Raw genomic sequence first — 18,450 nt, 5'->3', positions numbered from 1 at the left:
GACAACAGCTGTACAGAACGGAGCATGAGGAACTTTTCTGCCGCCCTTGTGAGGGGAATTATCCCTCTTCGCAGAGAACTTCCGCCATTGGATATATGAACAGAGCAGACAGATTTTGATGCACCGTAGGCGCATCACATGACGCATGCGATGTTTGAGCACTTATATCCCTGTGATTGGCATCACTCGCGCCTGACAGCTGTGGATTTTGTGTGAGTGCTGCGCGCATGATCTGCGAGCTATTTGTCAATTCCCTGTTGGCTGCCTCGGCATGTCCTTCAGCGGGCGTGGGGGGTCCACATGCCGTCGTCGGTTCCGACGAGTCAGTTCCGTCTGCCCGGAGGCAGGGAGCGCCGTTCTGTACGGCGACGCCGTGTCTCTCAGGGCATCGGAGTCGCCCTGGCAGCGGTCATGGCAGTCACGCTGCTGCCGAGCACGGCATGGGCCTTGCCGCCCACGGACCCCCGCAATGGCGTCGCGCTGCCGAGCCTCCAGCGGGACAAGGCCGCGCAACTGGACGAGGAGAAGGCCGAGCAGCTCGATGGCTGGTCGGGTGCGCCGCTGGAGCCGCCCGCCGAGTACAATCCGGTGGATGTGGCGCCGCCGGCCGGAGGCACTGCCGCCGTCCCGCTGACCGGGGCTGGTGACGCGCTGGTCCAGGCCGGCGATCTGCCGGTGAGCATCGGGAAGGCGTCACCGACCGAAGCCGACCCCAACCCGCCTGCTCCCACAGGCACGTGGGATGTGGAGATCGAGCCGCGCGCCACCACCGAGGACGTCGAGGTGGACGGCGCGGTGATCACCGTGACGCCGCCGGCGGGCGGTTCGGCTCCGGTCGATGTGGAGCTGGACTACGGCGGGTTCGAGGACCTGTATGGCACTGAGTGGGCGTCCCGGCTGGAACTGGTTCAGCTGCCTCAGTGCTTCCTGGAGACGCCCGACCTGGAGGAATGCAGCACCGCCACCGAGGTTCCCAGCGCCAACGACCCGGCCGCGGAGACGGTACGGGCGACGATCGACCCGGCAACCGCACCCACTCAGGGGCTCTCGACCCAGGCGGGCGGTGGCCCGGTGGTGCTCGCGGCAACCGACTCGGCGTCGGGCGCGGGGGGTACGTACAAGGCCACCACGCTGTCACCGACCGGCTCCTGGACGGCCGGCGGAAGCGGCGGCGGCTTCTCCTGGACATACCCGCTTGCCGTGCCGTCCCCGCCGGCCGGACCCGCACCGAGCATCGGATTCTCGTACTCCTCGCAGGCGGTGGACGGCAAGACGTCCGTGGCCAACGGCCAGGCCTCATGGGTCGGTGACGGCTGGGACTACCACCCGGGCTTCATCGAGCGCCGCTACCGGACCTGCTCCGAGGACCGCAAGACCATCGACGGCAAGGTCCCGAACAACACGGGCTCCGCGGACAAGAAGAAGTCCGACCTCTGCTGGTCCGGGCCAAACGTGGTGATGTCTCTCGGCGGTTCGACCACCGAGCTGGTCGTGGAGGGCGAGGGTGGTACGGAGACGTGGACCCCTGCCAAAGACGACGGTGCCAAGATCGAGCGGAGGACGGAGACCGCGCTGGCCAACGGCGACAACGACGGTGAGCACTGGGTGGTCACCGCGCGCGACGGCACCCAATACTGGTTTGGCCGCAACGACGTTGACGGCGGCGGCAGCCGTGCGCTCACCAACTCCGTTTTCACGGCCCCAGTCTTCGGTAACCACGCGGACGAGCCCTGCCACAAGACGGCCTACGCCGACTCCTTCTGCACCCAGGCCTGGCGCTGGAATCTCGACTACGTCGAGGACGTGCACGGCAACGCTATGGTCATCGACTGGAAGAAGGAGACCAACCACTACGCGAAGAACGAAAAGTTCAAGTCCAAGGTCTCCTACGTCCGCGGCGGGCATCCGAGCCAGATCAGCTACGGTCTGCGGGTCGGCGACATCTCCGGTGCCCCGGCGGGCAAGGTGGTCTTCTCCGTCGGCGAGCGATGCGTCCGGGAAGGCAGCACCGACTGCTCCGACACTGAGTTCGAGTCGAAGAACTACGAGGACAAGCAGCCCTGGTGGGACACCCCGTCCACCCTGCACTGCAAGGCCACTGCCAAGAACTGCTACGTCTCCTCCCCGACCTTCTGGAGCCGTCTCCGGTTGACGGCCGTGACCACCTACGCGCAGCGCACCCCCGGATCCACCTCCCTGTCATTGGTGGACAAGTGGAACCTGCAGCAGTCGTTCCCCAAGCAACGCACGGACACACACCCGCCGCTGTGGCTCGAGACGATCACCCGCACTGGCTTCGGCACTACGCTGAACGAGGACGGCCAGCAGGAGAGCGCGGCGCTGCCGTCGGTCTCCTTCCTCCCCAACATCGTAGACATGCCCAACCGGGTCGCCACCAGCGCCACGGACGCCACCCCCGACTTCGACCGGTTGCGGGTGGAGACGATCCGTACCGAGACGGGCGGCGAGATCTACGTCGCTTACTCGGCGCCGTGCCCGGTCGGTACCAGCCACCCCAAGCCCGAGGAGAACACCACCCGCTGCTTCCCGGTTCACTGGTCCCCGGACCCGGACCTGGAAAAGCCGCCGACGGAGTGGTTCAACAAGTACGTCGTCGACCAGGTCGTGGAGAAGGACCGGGTCGCGCAACAGCCCGATCTCGTCACCTCCTACACGTACGAGGGCGACGCGGCCTGGGGCAAGGACACCGACGAGTTCTCCAAGCCGGAGCTGCGTACATACAGCCAGTGGCGCGGTTACGCGAGTGTGCTCACGAAGAGGGGCGCGACCACAAGCGGTGCGACGGACTCCACCGAGCAGTCCCAGACCCGCACCCGCTATTTCCGTGGCATGTCGGGTGACGGCGGCCGGGCGAAGAGCACCGTCAAGGACTCGACCGGCGCCGACCTGGCCGAGGACCTGTACGCGTACCAGGGCCGAACGGCGGAAGCGCTTACGTACACCAAGGCGGGCGGCACCGTCGTTGCCCGTACGGTGAGCCGGCCGTGGTCGAAGAGCACGGCTTCACGGCCCCGGGTCGGCCTGCCCCCGCTTGAGGCTTACCGCACGGGCACCGCGCGCACGGATGCCGTTGAGACGGTCAGCACGGGCGATCGCACTGTGCGCACTGTGAGCACGTTCGACGCTGTGTACGGCTTGCCGCTCACCAGCGAGACCCTCACCCTCACTCCCAAGGCCGACGGTGGGCACACCACGGGCAATGAGTCCTGCACCACCACCAGTTACGTTCACAACACCACCAAGCACCTCATCGGCCTCCCACAGCGCGTGCGCACCACGGTAGGCGACTGCACCCAGGCCCCGACGGCGGGCGGGGACAAGGTCATCTCCGACGCACGTACCTCTTACGACGCGCTGAACGCCTTCGGTACCGCACCGGTCAAGGGCTTGCCGTACCAGGTGGACACGGTCGACGGGGACGGCGCAGGCTGGATCACCAGCGCCCGCACGACATATGACGCGCTCGGCCGACTCACGAAGGTGATTGACGCGGCCGACGAACCCACCTCCACCACATACAGCCCGGCAACCGGTACCGCCTTCACCACGACGGTCACCAACGCGGCGGGCCACGCCACGACATCGCTGGTCGACCCGGCCCGCGGTACGCCTCTTGAAGTGACCGACGCCAACAACCGTAAAATCACCAGTAGTTACGACGAGCTGGGACGTGTGACGGGTGTGTGGACGCCGTCACGTAAGCAGGGCACCGACCAGGCGATCGCCACCTTCAAGTACCAGATCGCAGACAACAAGCCGCCGGTTGTCACCACCAGCACCCTGCGTGACAACGGGACGTACGAGGACTCCGTCGCGATATACGACGGGCTGTTGCGCCCGCGCCAGACGCAGGCCGAAGCCATGGGCGGCGGCCGGATCATCACCGATTCTCTCTACAACTCCTCTGGCTCGGTCCGCCAGACCAACAACGGGTACCTGGCCGAGGGCGAGCCCGTCGCCGAGATCTTCTATCCCAAGACGGACTTCGAGGTACCGAACTCAACCGAAACCGCCTACGACGGTCTCGGCCGCCCCACCAAGACGACCACCCTGTACGAGGGCAGCTCGGAGCACTCGACGACCACGAAGTACGGCGGCGACTGGACGCTGACTCGCACCGGCATGTCGGGGGACGGCCTGTCTGTGGGGAAGGGCGGCCGGTCTGTCAGGGCATGGACGGATGTGCTGGGCAGGACGGAGCTGATCCAGCACGCGACGGCCGCCGGTCTGACCAGCTGGAACAGCACGCGCTACGCCTACGACGCGCGCGGCAACCACACCAAGGTGACTGATACCGACAGTAATGAGTGGACCTACACCTATGACGCGCGAGGCCGCCTGACCGCCTCCACCGATCCGGACATGGGCTCCGCGTCGTTCGGCTACAACGCCCTCGACCAGAAGGTCTGGTCGAAGGACAGCTATGAGCGCACCCAGTACACCGAGTACGACGAACTGGGCCGGACGACGGCCCTGCGCGAAGGATCCGCGTCGGGCCCGCTCGTGGCGAGTTGGACGTTCGACATTCTGCCCGGCGCCAAGGGGCAGCCGGTGGCCTCGACCCGCTTCAACGATGGCAAGCCGTACACGTCCGAGGTCACTGGTTACGACACCGAGTACCGCCCCACCGGCACGCGGATCACGGTCCCGGACACAGCCGCGACAAAGGGCCTGGCCGGTACCTACGCCTACAGCCACACCTACACCCCGACGGGCAAGCTCCAGACGACTACGCTCCCGGCCGCCCCAGGCGGACTGGCAGCCGAGAAACTGATCACCCGGTACAACGGCGAGGGCGCTCCGGTCACCACCTCGGGTCTGTCCTGGTACACCGCCGACACCAAGTACAGCCCCTTCGGCGAAGTGCTGCGTGCAGCCTCGGGTGAGGCCCCGCGCCGTGTCTGGACGACGAATGTGTTCAACGCGAACACGGGCTTCGTGGACCGGACGATCGCGGACCGGGAGACCGCCCCGTACAGGTTGTCCAACCTGTACTACGGCTATGACACAGGCGGCAATGTCACCGACATCACCGACGTGCAGCCCAGCGGTGCCAATGACCGGCAGTGCTTTGCGTACGACAACATGGGCCAGCTGGTCCACGGTTGGACCGGTGCGACCGGCGGATGCCCCACCTCAACCGGCGATCAGGGTGCGGGACCAGCCCTTGCCGAGGTGACGGCAGGTCCTGACGGCGACGGCTACTGGCAGTCGTACGAGTTCGATGCCATCGGCAACCGCACCAAGATGGTCGACCACGACCTCACCAACCCCGCACTGGACGACGAGTACACGTACAGCTATGGGACGACGGTCACGGGCAACGGAACCCAGCCGCCGACCAAGACGCAGCCGCACGCCCTGTCCAAGGTCGACTCGGTGGTCCGCGAAGCCGGCTCGACCGTGAATTCGCAGTCCACGTACAGCTACGACCTCACGGGCAACACCACCACACGCACGATCGGCGGAGACACCCAGAAGCTCACCTGGGACCAGCGCAACAAGCTCACCTCGGTTGACACCGACGGTGACGCCCAGTCGGACGTCTCCTATCTGTACGACGCGGATGGCAACCGCCTGATCGAGAACAACGCCACCGGGCGCACTCTTTACCTCGGCGAGGCCGAGATCACCGTCAACACCGCGGGAACGGCTGTCGACGCCCAGCGCTACTACAGCCACCCGGGTGCCCCGACCACGGTCCGCTCGACGGCCGGCAAGACGACTGGGCACAAGCTCACCGTCCTGCTCACCGACCACCACAACACGGGCACCACGGCGGTCGAACTCTCGGGCGCGATGACGGTCTCCCGCCGCAAGTTCGACCCGTACGGCAACCCGCGCGGTACGGAACCCACGAACTGGCCGGGCCGCCGCACATTCCTGGGCACGGGCGTGGACGACCCCGCAACGGGTCTGACCCACATCGGCGCCCGCGAGTACGACCCCACAACCGGCCGGTTCATCAGCGTCGACCCGATCATCGACATCACGGACCCGCTCCAGATGAACGGGTATACGTATTCCAACGGCAACCCTGTCACCTTCAGCGACCCCTCGGGGCTGAAAAGTGATGAGTGCGGCACGCTGTACAAATGCGGCGGAAACCAGGTCATCACCACCGACACCACTGAATACCAAGACGTCGGCACCGTTGCCAAGCACTACAGTACGACCGCCTCGTTGGCCGATATATACGCATGGCAGCGGCAGGGGTACAGCCCCATGGCCAAAGCCGTGAGGGTTACCAATTGGGTCAACCCGTATTACGACCGCAACTGGGGCTGGAACCTGCTCGCGGGCATGGGCCGGTCGGTCGCGGCCACGGTGGAATTCGCTGCCCCGGGTCTGCCGGCGGCAGATCTCTACGACATCCTCGTCGCCAAAATGGGCGTAGACACCAAGTCGCGCTCCTACGAGGGCGGTGAGGGGTTCGTTGACGCGCTCAGCATGATTGCTCCCGGAGGGGCTGCAGTAAAGGGCGGCGCCTCTCTCGCCAAGGGTGCGGGCAAGGGCGCAGCGAAGGGCTGTTCTGGCAACAGCTTCGTTTCCGGTACTGAGGTTCTTCTTGCTGATGGCACAAGCAAGCCCATTGAAGCGCTGGAAACGGGCGACCTTGTTCTGGCCACCGACTCCGAAACCGGTGAAACTCGCATCGAGACCGTCACCGCCGAAATCACAGGCGAAGGCGACAAGAACCTCGTTCGGATCACCCTTGACCTCGGCACAGAGACGGGCAGCGAATCTTCCGTCATCACCGCCACCGACGGACACCCCTTCTGGGTCCCCGAACTCGGCGAATGGATCGACGCTACCGACCTGACACCTGGCCAGTGGCTCCAGACCAGCGCTGGCACCTACATCCAGATCACCGCCATCAAGCGCTGGACGCAGCAAGCTACCGTCCACAACCTGACCGTCAGCAACCTCCACACGTACTATGTGCTGGCGGGCGAGACGCCGGTCCTGGTTCACAACTCAAACTGCCAATTCTGGTCGCGGACCGACTACAACGGTCAGCGCATTTATCAGCGGGATGATCTGGTGAATCCGGACTATTTTTCGCCTGCGGACAAGTACGGTCGAAGCAATCTCAAGAGAATGCAGCAGGGGCTGGCCCCGATGGGTCCGGACGGCAAGCCGCTGAACCTTCATCACATGCTCCAGACGCAGGACGGGCCGATCGCCGAGGTGACGCACTCGATGCACTTCGGGAACTACAATCAGCTGCACTGGAAGGCGGGCACCAAGATCCCCAGTGGAATCGATCGAGATGCCTTCAACGCCTGGAAATCCCAGTACTGGAAGGACCGAGCGGCAGGATTTGGTGGATGATGAACGCTGTCGAGGCGAGTGAGCGACTGATCGAGCTGGTTCGCGGGAACGATGACATCGCGAACCACGCCGACGGCTGTGACGCAGGGACGATGGCCGCCGCCGAGAGTGATCTGGGTGTTGCTTTCCCTCCCTCGTACCGCCGTCTGATCGAAGAGTTCGGGACCTGGGATATCGCTGGTGAAGAATTCCTCGGCGTGTATCAGACGCCCGCGATGGGGCAGAAACTGTTGGGTTCCGTAACGGAAACTCTGGATGCTCGCAGCCAGTACGAAATGCCATCCGACCTGATCGTTGTGATGTTCGATGGAATGGGTGGTCTGGTTGCCCTCGATTCCTCTCAAGTGGATCAGGAAGGCGAGTATCCGATCCTCGTTTGGAACCCCGGAGTTGTGGATCGCGAGAGCATGGAGAGACTCGGGGATGATTTCGGATCCTTCGCGTTCGCCCTGTGTCAGCGTTCCGTAGCCCGCTGGCGAGAGTCTGGCTGAAGCTGAAAATAAGGAGAAAAGCGAGATGAGGAGACCCCCGTGGTGTGGACACACCTGACAATGGATCTTGACGGTCCAGGAAGGTGTAGATCTCCATGGCAAGGCCCTCGAAGTACAGTCCGGAGTTCCGGTCCGACGCGATCGCGTTGTGGCGGGCTTCGGTCGGCAGTCGGACGTTCCGGGATGTCGCGGCCGATCTGAATGTCAATCCCGAGACGCTGCGCGTCTGGGTGCGCGACGCGGACGGGCCCCCGGTGGTCGGCAGTGGGTTGGCGGCGGCTGAGCCGGAGGCGGAGCTGGCCGGCTGCGGGCGGACAACGCCCGACTCCTGAAGGCCGAGAGTGGCAGCTGGAGCGGGAGATCCTGCGACGGGCAGCTGCCTATTTCGCCAAGGAGATGAAGTGAGGACCCGCCGCTGGGACTTCGTCTCCGCCCACGCCGGGGCCTTCGGCGTTCAGCGGCTGTGCCGGGTGCTCCAGGTCTCCCGCTCGGGCTACTACCGGTGGCTCGCCGGCGCCGAGGAGCGGGACGCCCGTCGGGCCGAGGAAGAGGCCCTGGTCGCCGAGATCCGCGAGATACACACCGAACACCGCGAGAACTACGGAGCACTGCGCGTCCACGCCGAACTGCGCGGCTTCGGCCACACGGTCAACCGCAAGCGGGTCGCGCGGCTGATGCGTGAGAACGGCATCGTTGGCCGTCACCTGCGCAGGAAGAAGCGCACCACCGTCCCCGATCCGGTCGCGCCGCCCGCCCCGGACCTGGTCCAGCGCGACTTCACCGCCCGCCGGCTCGATGAGAAGTGGTGCGGCGACATCACATACGTGCAGGTCGGCGCCTCGTGGCTCTATGTCGCGAGCGTCATCGACGTCTGCTCGCGCCGGGTGGTCGGCTGGTCGATGGCCCCGCATATGCGCGCCGAGCTGGTCATCGACGCCCTGCGGGCCGCGGTCGCCGCTCGAGGTGGTGACGTGACCGGGGTGATCTTCCACTCGGACCGCGGATCGCAATACACCTCGGCCGCGTTCGCCCAGGTCTGCGACCAGTACGGCATCCGCAGAAGCATGGGCAAGGTCGGTTCGAGTTACGACAACGCCCTCGCCGAGAGTCTGTGGCAGGGGCTGAAGCGAGAGGTGATGCACAAGAAGCTGTTCTTGACGATGGGTCAGGCACGGTTGGAGATATTCCGATGGCTCACCTACTACAACGCCCGTCGCCGCCACAGCGCGCTGTCCTACCTCTCGCCGATGGAGTTCGAACAGCAACACCACCAGCGGGCTAAACTCTCACTCGTCGCATAGAACCCCGTGTCCACACTCCGGGGGTCGCCTCAATCGGCGCGGATGTGCTCGCTGAGGCCCGTTCCGTCATGCGCCGGTACCGCTATCTGGATCTCGACCTGGCGGACGCCGTGAATGTGGTGCTGGCTTCCGAGTTCCGTACCGACGCGGTACTGACCTTTGACCGGTGGGACTTCCGTGCCATGCGTCCCCTCACCGCGCGCAAGGCGTTCCGGGTGCTGCCGGACGACTGCTGAGGCCGGTTCAGACGAAGTTCAGTGCGTCCGGGGACAGGGGCGGGACCAGGCCCTCGGCCGCCGCGCGGGTGAGGAGGCCGCGTACCGCCGCGTAGCCGGCGTCGCCCAGGTTGGCCGTGAACTCGTTGACGTACAGGCCGATGTGCTGGTTCGCCACCGACGGGTCCATTTCCTGGGCGTGTTCGCGTACGTACGGACGGGACGCCTCCGGTTCGTCCCAGGCCATACGGACGGACGTGCGTGCGGCGTCGGCCAGTTGGCGCAGCATCCCGGCGCCCAGGGAGCGCTTCGCGATGATCGCGCCGAGCGGGATGGGCAAGCGGGTGGTGGACTCCCAGTGCTCGCCCATGTCCGCGAGGGAGTGCAGTCCGTACTGCTGGTAGGTGAACCGCGCCTCGTGGATGACCAGTCCGGCGTCGGCCCTGCCGTCCCGTACCGCGGGCATGATCTCGTGGAACGGCAGGACCACGACCTTGCCGACGCCGTGCGGGAGGGTGTCGGCCGCCCAGAGGCGGAAGAGGAGGTAGGCGGTCGAGCGCTCGCTCGGTACCGCGACCGTCTTGCCGGTGAGGTCGAGCCCCGGCTCGCGGGTCAGCACGAGCGGACCGCAGCCGCGGCCGAGTGCGCCGCCGCAGGGGAGCAGGGCGTACTCGTCCAGGACCCAGGGGAGGACCGCGTACGAGACCTTCAGGACGTCGAACTCGCCGCGCTCCGCCATGCCGTTGGTGATGTCGATGTCGGCGAAGGTGACGTCGAGGACCGGGGCTCCTGGGATCCGGCCGTGGGCCCAGGCGTCGAAGACGAAGGTGTCGTTCGGGCACGGCGAGTACGCGATCTTCAGGGCGTCCTTCAGTGCGTCATCCATGGTCTCCCCAACCATTCAGTACGGGCACGAGCTTCCCGAACCCCTCGGTGAGGGCGGCGAGCGCGTCGCCGATCCGCCAGGCGGCGCGGTCGCGCGGGCCGACGGCGTTCGAGATCGCGCGGATCTCGAGGACGGGGACGGCGTGCAGGGCGGCGGCTTCGGCGACGCCGAAGCCCTCCATGGCCTCGGCCCCGGCGCGCGGGTGGCGGGCGGCCAGTTCGGCGGCGCGGTCGGCGGTGCCGGTAACCGTCGAGACGGTCAGGACCGGCGCGATCAGGGCGTCCAGGGCCTGGGCCGCGTGTGCCGTCAGGTCCGGCGGCGGGAGGTGGACGGAGCGCCCGAAGCCGAGTGCCTCGACTGGGAGGTAGCCGTCGGGCGTCTCGGCGCCCAGGTCGGCGGCGACGATCGCGTCCGCGACGACGAGCGAGCCGGGGGGTGCGGCGGGCTGGAAGCCGCCGCCGATGCCGGCGGAGACGACCAGGTCGTACGGGGCGGTGGCCAGGGCCGTGGCCGTCCCGGCGGCCGCCGCGGCCGGGCCCACGCCGACGACCAGCACCTCGAAGGAAACGGTGCCGCTGACCGCCGTCACCTCCGGCGCGCCGCCCCGGTGGCCGGGGGCACCCGTGGCCACCGGAGCCGTGTGACTGCCGGGTCCGGCCGGGCCGGGCGGTCCGGCCGGGGTGGCTGGTGCCTGGGTCGCGACGGTGGCCGCTGTGGCGGCAGGGTCGCCGCGCCCCGCCGGGCTCGCCGGGGCGGCGGTTGCCAGGACCGGGGTCGTGACGGCGGGGTCGCCGGGGGCGGGCGGGGTGGCCGGCGCCAGGGCGGTGGTGATGGCGTCGGCCTCTGCCTGTACCGCCGTCACCACCAGCACACTCAGCATGCGTCAGCTGTCGTCGCGCTGGAGCTTGAAGTTCCAGACGGCTTCGGCCTTGCCCTTGCTCGGGCCCTTGTCGGAGAACTGGATGATGCTGATCTTCCGGCTCTTCGCGGGCTCGCCCTGGCCGCCGGTGCCGAAGAAGTCGACACCCGGGAAGCTGCGGTAGGTCTTGTTCGACTGGTCGGTGATCGGCTGGCCGTCCAGCGCGGCGATCCACTTCTTGCCGTCCTCGACGACCTCCGGCTCGACGCCGATACGCAGCGTCGTGCCCGGGGAGTACTTGACGGTCTTTGACGTCTTCAGGCCCTCGATGCACTCCTGGAGCTTCTCGTTGGAGAGCCCCTTGCCGTCACCGCCCTGGCAGGCGGCCTCGGAGGTCACCGTCGTCGTGCCGACCGTAACGGTCGCCAGCGGCGTCGGCTTGCTGCCGCAGGCGGAAAGGACGAGGAGTCCGGCGGACACGGCGCCGAGGGCGGCAGCAGTGCGGCGGCCCTTACCCGAGAAAAGCGGAGCGGTCATGTGCCGAAGGCTATCGCTCGGTCTCGCTCATGCCACGCGGGGGTGCGGCGTGCCGCGCCGGGCCGACGTCAGCAGGCCCCGAGCGGCGGTCGCGGCGCCCATCCCGATCAGCCCGGCGGCCACCGACATGCCCACGACTCCGTTGAGCGGCAGCGCCATGCCGATGGCTCCGCCCGCCACCCAGGACATCTGGAGCAGGGTCTCGGAGCGGGCGAAGGTGGAGGTCCGTACCTCCTCCGGTACGTCCCGCTGGATCAGGGCGTCCAGCGACAGCTTCGCCAGCGCCTGGGAGAAGCCCGCGGACGCCCCGAGCACCGCGACCAGGGCCGGGCTGAACAGCGCGGCGGCGGTGATCGCCGCGGTCAGGGTGAGGGTCAGCACCGAGGCGATGATCGCTTCGGGGGCGCGGGCCTTGAGCCAGGCGCCCACCGCCGTGCCGCACGCGTTGCCGACGCCGGCCGAGACGCCGACGATGGCCAGCGAGACGACGGCGGACTGGCCGGCGAGCGGATGCTCACGCAGCAGGAAGGCCAGGAAGAAGATGAGGAAGCCGGAGAGGGAGCGGAACGCGGCGTTCGCGCGGAGCGCGCACGCCACGGACGGGCCGACCGTCCGCAGCCCGGGCTTGCGGCCGTGGGGGTGGCGCTCGGGGTGCGTGATGAGCGAGGCCTTGCGCTCGCCCTTCGCCGAGTCGACCTTGTGGGGCAGCGTGAAGGCCAGAAAGGTACCGGCGGTGAAGAGCGCGAAGGCCCCGTACAGCGGCCACTGCGGGCCGATCGCCTGGAGGCCCGCCCCGACCGGGGCGGCGATGCCGGTCGCCACCAGGCCGGCCAGGGTCACCCTGGAGTTCGCCTTGACCAGCGAGAACGTGGGCGGGAGGAGGCGCGGGACGACCGCGCTGCGCACGACTCCGTACGACTTGGAGGCGACCAGCACCACCAGCGCCGCCGGATACAGCTCCAGCCCGCCCGTCGCGACCGCGCCCGACATGGTGAGCGCCAGCAGCGCGCGCGTCAGCATCGCGCCCGCCATCGCGGCGCGGCGGCCGTGCGGGATGCGGTCGAAGAGCGGGCCGATGACGGGGGCGAGGAGGGCGAAGGGGGCCATTGTGATCGCGAGGTAGAGCGCGACGCGGCTGCGTGCCTCGTCCGTCGGTACGGAGAAGAAGACCGTGGAGGCGAGGGCGACAGTGATCATCATGTCGCCCGCGCCGTTGACGGCGTGCAGTTCGATCAGTTTGCCGAGGCCCGATTCGCCTGCTCCGTGGGCGTGCGTGGCGCGGCGGATGCCTCTGGCTGTGCCGGTGAAGGGGAGGTGCAGGGCGCGGCCGACCGCCCGGCCGGCTCTGCGGACCGGGCCCGCTGCGTCGTCGGACGACCTTGCGGCTGCCACCCCGTCATAGTGCCCCAACTGACTGGCGGGGATGTGCTGTACGGCGCGCCGGTGCGCCGGTCGTCGCGCTCCCGTCTTTTTCTCACTCTGTCCCATGAATCGGACGCGCAGGTGGGCCACAGGCGGCGGAGAGGGTAGCGTGCGTAGCGCGCCACCGGCGGTTGCTCTTGGCCGCGCGCCTCTCCGCTATCCCGCAGAATGGATAGCAGTAGGTGCGCCCGAGGCCGATCGGGTGCGGACGTCGACGCGGCCCTCTGGTCCGCTCCGCCCGCTCCACGTACGGACGGACATGGACCGGCTGCACGGACGGCGCACTCAGGAGACGGCGTAGGAGAGAAGCGAGACCTGTGAGTGCTGCGACGACGCGAAGCCGTACCCCTGACCGCCTGTGCGTCGAGGCGGTCGACCTCGCCCGTGCGGCGGCCGAGGAAGCCGCCGCTCCCGGGGTGGTGGGCGAACATGTCTCCGCTGTCGCGGAGGGTGACCGCATCGTCACCCACTTCTTCGAGTGCAAGGAGATGGGCTACCGCGGGTGGCGCTGGGCGGTGACGGTCGCGCGGGCCTCCCGCGCGAAGATCGTCACCCTCGACGAGACGGTGCTGCTGCCCGGGCCCGACGCGCTCCTCGCGCCCGAGTGGGTGCCGTGGAGCGAGCGGCTCCGGCCCGGGGACATGGGTCCTGGCGACCTCCTGCCGACCGAGGCGGAGGATCTGCGGCTCGAGCCCGGTTACTCGGGCGAGGACGAGCCCATGCCGAGTTCCGCCGTCTCGGAGGAGATGGCCGAGCTGGTGGAGGCGGAGGACGCCGAGGTCACGGGCGGTCCGCCGTCCTCCCTGCCGGTCGCCCCCGCGCGTGGCTCGATCGCCGCGGTGGCCGAGGAACTCGGCATGCGCCGGGCGCGGGTGCTGTCGCGGTACGGGCTGCACACGGCGGCCGACCGCTGGGACGAATCCTTCGGCGCGAAGACCGCGATGGCGCAGGCGGCGCCGGCGTCGTGCGTGTCGTGCGGCTTCCTGGTGCCGTTGGGCGGGTCGCTCGGGCAGGCGTTCGGAATCTGCGGCAACGAGTTCGGTCCGGCGGACGGGCATGTCGTGTCGCTGTCGTACGGATGCGGTGGGCACTCGGAGGCGGCGGTCATGCCGAAGCCGTTGCGGCCGGCGCCGCCGGTGCTGGATTCGATGCGGGTGGACGAGTTCGCGCTCCGCCCGGCGCGGGACGGCGGCTCGGTCCCGGAGGAACCGGAAACGGCGGACGGCGAACTGGGCCACTCGTAGCCCCGGCGGACCGCGGGCTGGAGTGTGCGTCGGCCTTGGCGGGTCGGGGCCCTTGGCGTTACGTCGGCCCTGGCGGGCCGGGGCCCGGGGTGTGTCGGCCTTGGCGGGTCGGGGCCATTGGGCGTCCCCGCGCTGGGGCCGGGCTGGCCTGCCGCCGTGCTGGGCGGGGCGTTGGCCGGGGTTTTGGGTTGGGCCCGCGCTGCAGTGCCGGACCGGGGGCGGCCCGCGTCGCGGGGGTGAGGGGCCGGGCGCCGGGGCCTCCGGGCGGCGCGTCCGGGACTGCATGATTTACGGCGCCCTCGGGCGGCGCGTTCGGGCGCCCAGTGCCCCGCGCCACAAATCACGCTTCTACGTCCCGAACACCCCGCCCTCCGACCCCGCCACCCTCCCGCCGACGAAGCGCGCATCGTTCCGGGTGCGGAGATGGGGGGCGGGTCGGGGGCAAGCCCCGTCCCCGCCTGCGCGCCGCGCGCCTGCTCGCTACCGCTCGCCGTACAGCTGGGCCCGGTGGGCGCTCGCCCCGTCCCGTGGGTGATTGGCCGTCCGGGGTGGGCCTTGACTCGCTGCCGTGTGCGGTGCCGCGTGTGCCGCGTGCGCGTGCGCGTGCTGTGCCGCGCCCCGCGCCCGGCGCTCCGTGCGGTGCCGCGCCCCGCGCCCCGTGCCCCGTGCCGCGCGGCGGGCGGGTTGCGGGGCCCCGGCCTGGGACTCGCTGTCGTGCAGCGCAGCTGGGCGCTGGGGGGCCGGGGGGCTGCCCCCCGTTTCGGGGAGGGCGGGTAGGGGAACTTCACCGGCTTGGCCGGCCCCGGCAGGGGGCCGCGTGGGGGCTGAGGCATCGGGTAGGTGCTTGGGGCGAGGGCGGGAATTGCCGTCTCGCGCGGTACCTTCAGGCCAGCCCCGCCAGGAGGCGGCGTCAGACAATTGGAGGCACCAGGCGTGAGCGTAAAGGCGACGGCGACCGACGGGGCCGATCCCTTCGGGACGGCGCGGCTGAGGCGCGGGGTGCTCGATGCGTGGGGGGCCAGCCCCGCCCGCTTCCGGGAGGACGCCAACGCCGAGGAGGACCTCGCGCTCGGCGGGTACCGCGACCGGCTCGTTGTGGAGCTGGCTCAGAATGCTGCTGACGCGGCGGCCAGGGCGCGGGTGCCGGGCAGGCTGCGGCTGACCCTGCATCCCGGCGCAGGCGGCGAGCCCGCCGTGCTGGCCGCGGCCAATACCGGCGCGCCGCTGGACGCGACCGGCGTCGAGTCGCTGAGCACGCTCCGCGCGTCCGCCAAGCGCGACGCGCAGGAGGTGAGCGTCGGCCGGTTCGGGGTCGGGTTCGCCGCCGTGCTCGCGGTGAGTGACGAGCCCGCTGTCGTGGGGCGGCACGGGGGCGTGCGGTGGTCGCTCGCCGAGGCGCGCGAGCTGGCCGCGCGTACCGCGCTGGCGAGCCCCGGCCTCGGGGACGAGCTGCGCCGCCGGGACGGCCATGTGCCGCTGCTGCGGCTGCCGTTGCCCGCCGAGGGCACCGCGCCGGACGGGTACGACACCGTCGTCATCCTCCCGCTGCGGGACGGCAGCGCCGAGGACCTCGTGGAGCGGCTGCTCGGGGCCATCGACGACGCGCTGCTGCTCACGCTGTCCGGGCTCGAAGAGGTCGTGGTGGAGACCCCGGGCGGGGTACGCGTACTGCGCCGCCGGGAGGAGGGGCCGTACGTCCATGTGGAGGACAGCGCCGGGGTGACGAACCGCTGGCGCACGGTCACGCACGGCGGACCGATCGAGCCGGCGCTGCTCGTCGGACGGCCCGTCGAGGAGCGGCTGCGCCCGAACTGGGCGGTCACCTGGGCCGTGCCCGTGGACCTGGACGGGGCGCCCGAGTATCCGCGTACGGCGGCAGTGGTGCATGCGCCGACGCCCACCGACGAGCCCTTGGGCGTGCCCGCGCTGCTGATCGCCTCGCTGCCGCTGGACACGGCCCGCCGGCACCCCGCGCCCGGCCCGCTGACCGACTTCCTGGTGGAGCGGGCGGCCGACGCGTACGCCGAGCTGCTGGGTGACTGGCAGCCTGTCTCGACCGGGACCATCGACCTGGTGCCGGGGCCGTTGGGGAAGGGCGAGCTGGACGGCGCGCTGCGAGGCGCGATCCTGCGGCGGCTGACGCGGGTGGCCTTCCTCGCGCCTGCGGCGCCGTCGGAGGATCTGACCGCGCTGCGGCCGTTTGAGGCCGAGGTGGTGGAGGGCGCCGGCGCCGACACGGTGCTGGTGCTGGCGGAGGTGCTGCCGACGCTGCTGCCGGCCGGGCTGGAGCGGCGCACGGAGCTGCGCACGCTCGGCGTGGGCCGGCTGCCGCTGGGCGACGCGATCGACCGGCTGGCGGGTGTGGAGCGCGCGCCGGAGTGGTGGCACCGGCTGTACGAGACCCTGGCCGGCGTCGACCCGGACCGGCTGGCCGGGCTGCCGGTGCCGCTGGCCAGTGGCCGCACCGCGAACGGCCCCCGCCAGGTGCTGCTGCCGCTGCCGGACGCGGTGGACAGCGAGCAGCTGGCCCGGCTCGGGCTGAAGGTGGCGCACCCCGACGCCGCGCATCCGCTGCTGGAGAAGCTGGGTGCGCTGCCCGCGACGCCCCGCGCCGTGCTGACCACCCCCCAGGTGCGGGCCGCGGTCGCCGCGTCGCTCGACGACGGCGGGATGTGGGAGGAGGACGGGCTCGACGCCGAGGAGCTGGCCGAGGTCGTGCTCGGGCTGGTGCGGGAGGCGGGGCTGGAGCCGGGCGACGAGCCGTGGCTCGGCGCGCTCGCGCTGCCGGACGAGGACGGCGAGCCCGCCCCGGCCGGTGAACTCGTGCTGCCCGGCAGCCCGTTCGCGAAGGTTATGCGTGAAGGTGAACTGGCCTTCTGCGACAGCGAGTTGGCCACGCGCTGGGGTGCGCAGCCGCTGACCGCCTGCGGGGTGCTGGGCAACTTCACCCTCGTACGGACGACGGACGTCGTACTCGACCCGGACGAACTCGAGCCGCGCGACAGTGATTTCGCCGAGCCCGACGACGCCGGGCTGCTCGACGCGGTGGACGTGTGGTGCGAGGACGTGCTCGACCAGCTGCCGGAGACCCCGGTGCCGCCCGTCGTGACGGAGATCGTCGCGGTACGGGATCTGGATCTGGTGGACGACGACGCCTGGCCGCGGGCGCTGGCTCTGCTGGCGCAGCCGCCGCTGCGTGATGCGCTGACCCAGCCGGTGCGGGTACTGCTGCCGGACGGGAGGACCGAGACCGTACGGTCCTACACGGCGTGGTGGCTGCGCGACCACCCGGTGCTCGACGGCCGCCGGCCGGCCGGTCTGCGCGCCACGGGCGGCGATCCGCTGCTCGCAGGGCTCTACGACGAGGCGGACGCGACCGGCTTTGACGACGAGCAGGTGCTGCGCGCCCTGGGTGTACGGACATCCGTGGCCGCCCTCCTCGACGAGCCGGGCGGCGCGGCCGAGTTGCTGGGGCGGCTCGCCGACGCGTCCCGGCACGTCACCGCGCGCCAGCTGCACGCCCTCTACGGGGCGCTCGCGGACCTCGACCCGGACCAGGTGACGCTGCCCGACGAGCTGCGGGCCGTCGTGGACGGCGAGGTGCGGGTGGTCGACGCGGCGGACGCCGTCATCGCCGACGCGCCGGACCTGCTGCCGCTCACCGCGGGCCTGGCGCTGCTGCCGGTGTCGCCGTCCCGGGCCGCGGACCTGGCCGAGCTGCTCCAGGTGCGGCGCCTGGGCGAGACCGTACCGGCCGAGGTGACGACGGAGGGCGAGGAGCACCGGGTGCCGGACGCGGTCCGGATCCTGCTCGGACCCGCGACTCCGCACTCGTACTACGAACACGAGGAACTCGTCGCGGGCGGCGTGGAACTGGACTGGCGCCGCACCCCGGACGGGGTCCTGCACGCGGCCACGCTGGAGGGCGTGGCGGCCGGCCTGGCCTGGGCGGCGGGCCAGTGGCCGCGGCGCTTCGAGGTGGCGGCCCTGCTGGAGGACCCGTCGCGTACTGACGAGCTGGCCCGGGACCGCTGGTTCGACTGAGCCGCCGGACACCCCCTCCCCTAGGGCCTGTTGCGAAAGTGGATCTCGCCTGTGAAATGATCTTGTGTTGTGGCGCGTGCAGATCTGACGGACGA

General features: G+C 69.8%; 8 protein-coding genes and 2 pseudogenes. 6 read left to right on the top strand and 4 right to left on the bottom strand.

Annotation, left to right across the window (positions count from 1 at the left end):
- The first annotated feature begins 411 nt into the window (after nucleotides 1-411).
- From NLX86_RS29155 to NLX86_RS29140, 4 genes and pseudogenes are all read left to right on the top strand, one after another.
- Nucleotides 412-7,356, top strand: a complete 6,945-nt coding sequence (locus NLX86_RS29155; protein WP_254374796.1) for an HNH/ENDO VII family nuclease — start codon at nucleotides 412-414, stop codon at nucleotides 7,354-7,356.
- Nucleotides 7,353-7,847, top strand: a complete 495-nt coding sequence (locus NLX86_RS29150; protein WP_254374795.1) for an SMI1/KNR4 family protein — start codon at nucleotides 7,353-7,355, stop codon at nucleotides 7,845-7,847. Before NLX86_RS29155 ends, NLX86_RS29150 begins: the two co-directional genes overlap by 4 nt.
- A gap of 95 nt (nucleotides 7,848-7,942) precedes the next feature.
- Nucleotides 7,943-9,148, top strand: a pseudogene (locus NLX86_RS29145) (IS3 family transposase).
- Between the two features lie 41 nt (nucleotides 9,149-9,189).
- Nucleotides 9,190-9,384, top strand: a pseudogene (locus NLX86_RS29140) (VapC toxin family PIN domain ribonuclease); the annotation flags it as partial.
- 7 nt (nucleotides 9,385-9,391) lie between these two features.
- Here the strand turns inward: NLX86_RS29140 and NLX86_RS29135 are convergent.
- The 4 genes from NLX86_RS29135 to NLX86_RS29120 all read right to left on the bottom strand — a co-directional run bounded on the left by NLX86_RS29135 (nucleotide 9,392) and on the right by NLX86_RS29120 (nucleotide 13,055).
- On the bottom strand, nucleotides 9,392-10,249 hold the full coding sequence (locus NLX86_RS29135; protein WP_254374794.1) for a 1,4-dihydroxy-6-naphthoate synthase: 858 nt from the start codon (nucleotides 10,247-10,249) through the stop codon (nucleotides 9,392-9,394).
- A complete protein-coding gene (locus NLX86_RS29130; RefSeq protein ID WP_254374849.1) occupies nucleotides 10,242-10,838 on the bottom strand; it encodes a futalosine hydrolase in 597 nt (198 codons plus the stop codon). The genes NLX86_RS29135 and NLX86_RS29130 overlap by 8 nt, the downstream gene beginning before the upstream one ends.
- A 294-nt stretch (nucleotides 10,839-11,132) precedes the next feature.
- Entirely contained in the window at nucleotides 11,133-11,645 is a 513-nt protein-coding gene (locus NLX86_RS29125; RefSeq protein ID WP_254374793.1) for a DUF2771 domain-containing protein, read from the bottom strand.
- A gap of 27 nt (nucleotides 11,646-11,672) precedes the next feature.
- Nucleotides 11,673-13,055: an MFS transporter gene (locus NLX86_RS29120; protein WP_302061911.1), complete on the bottom strand. Its 1,383-nt coding sequence runs from the start codon at nucleotides 13,053-13,055 to the stop codon at nucleotides 11,673-11,675.
- 329 nt (nucleotides 13,056-13,384) lie between these two features.
- On the opposite strand from NLX86_RS29120, the gene NLX86_RS29115 reads away from it, so the two are divergent.
- Together NLX86_RS29115 and NLX86_RS29110 are read left to right on the top strand one after the other, a co-directional pair.
- On the top strand, nucleotides 13,385-14,311 hold the full coding sequence (locus NLX86_RS29115; RefSeq protein WP_254374791.1) for a DUF3027 domain-containing protein: 927 nt from the start codon (nucleotides 13,385-13,387) through the stop codon (nucleotides 14,309-14,311).
- Nucleotides 14,312-15,244: 933 nt separating this feature from the next.
- Nucleotides 15,245-18,355: a sacsin N-terminal ATP-binding-like domain-containing protein gene (locus tag NLX86_RS29110; protein ID WP_254374790.1), complete on the top strand. Its 3,111-nt coding sequence runs from the start codon at nucleotides 15,245-15,247 to the stop codon at nucleotides 18,353-18,355.
- Nucleotides 18,356-18,450 lie beyond the last annotated feature (95 nt).

It is taken from the genome of Streptomyces sp. A3M-1-3, from assembly GCF_024213665.1.
In the GTDB taxonomy this organism is placed as follows: domain Bacteria; phylum Actinomycetota; class Actinomycetes; order Streptomycetales; family Streptomycetaceae; genus Streptomyces.
Note: the sequence above shows the minus strand (reverse complement) of the source record. Positions and strands in the feature narration are given on the sequence as shown.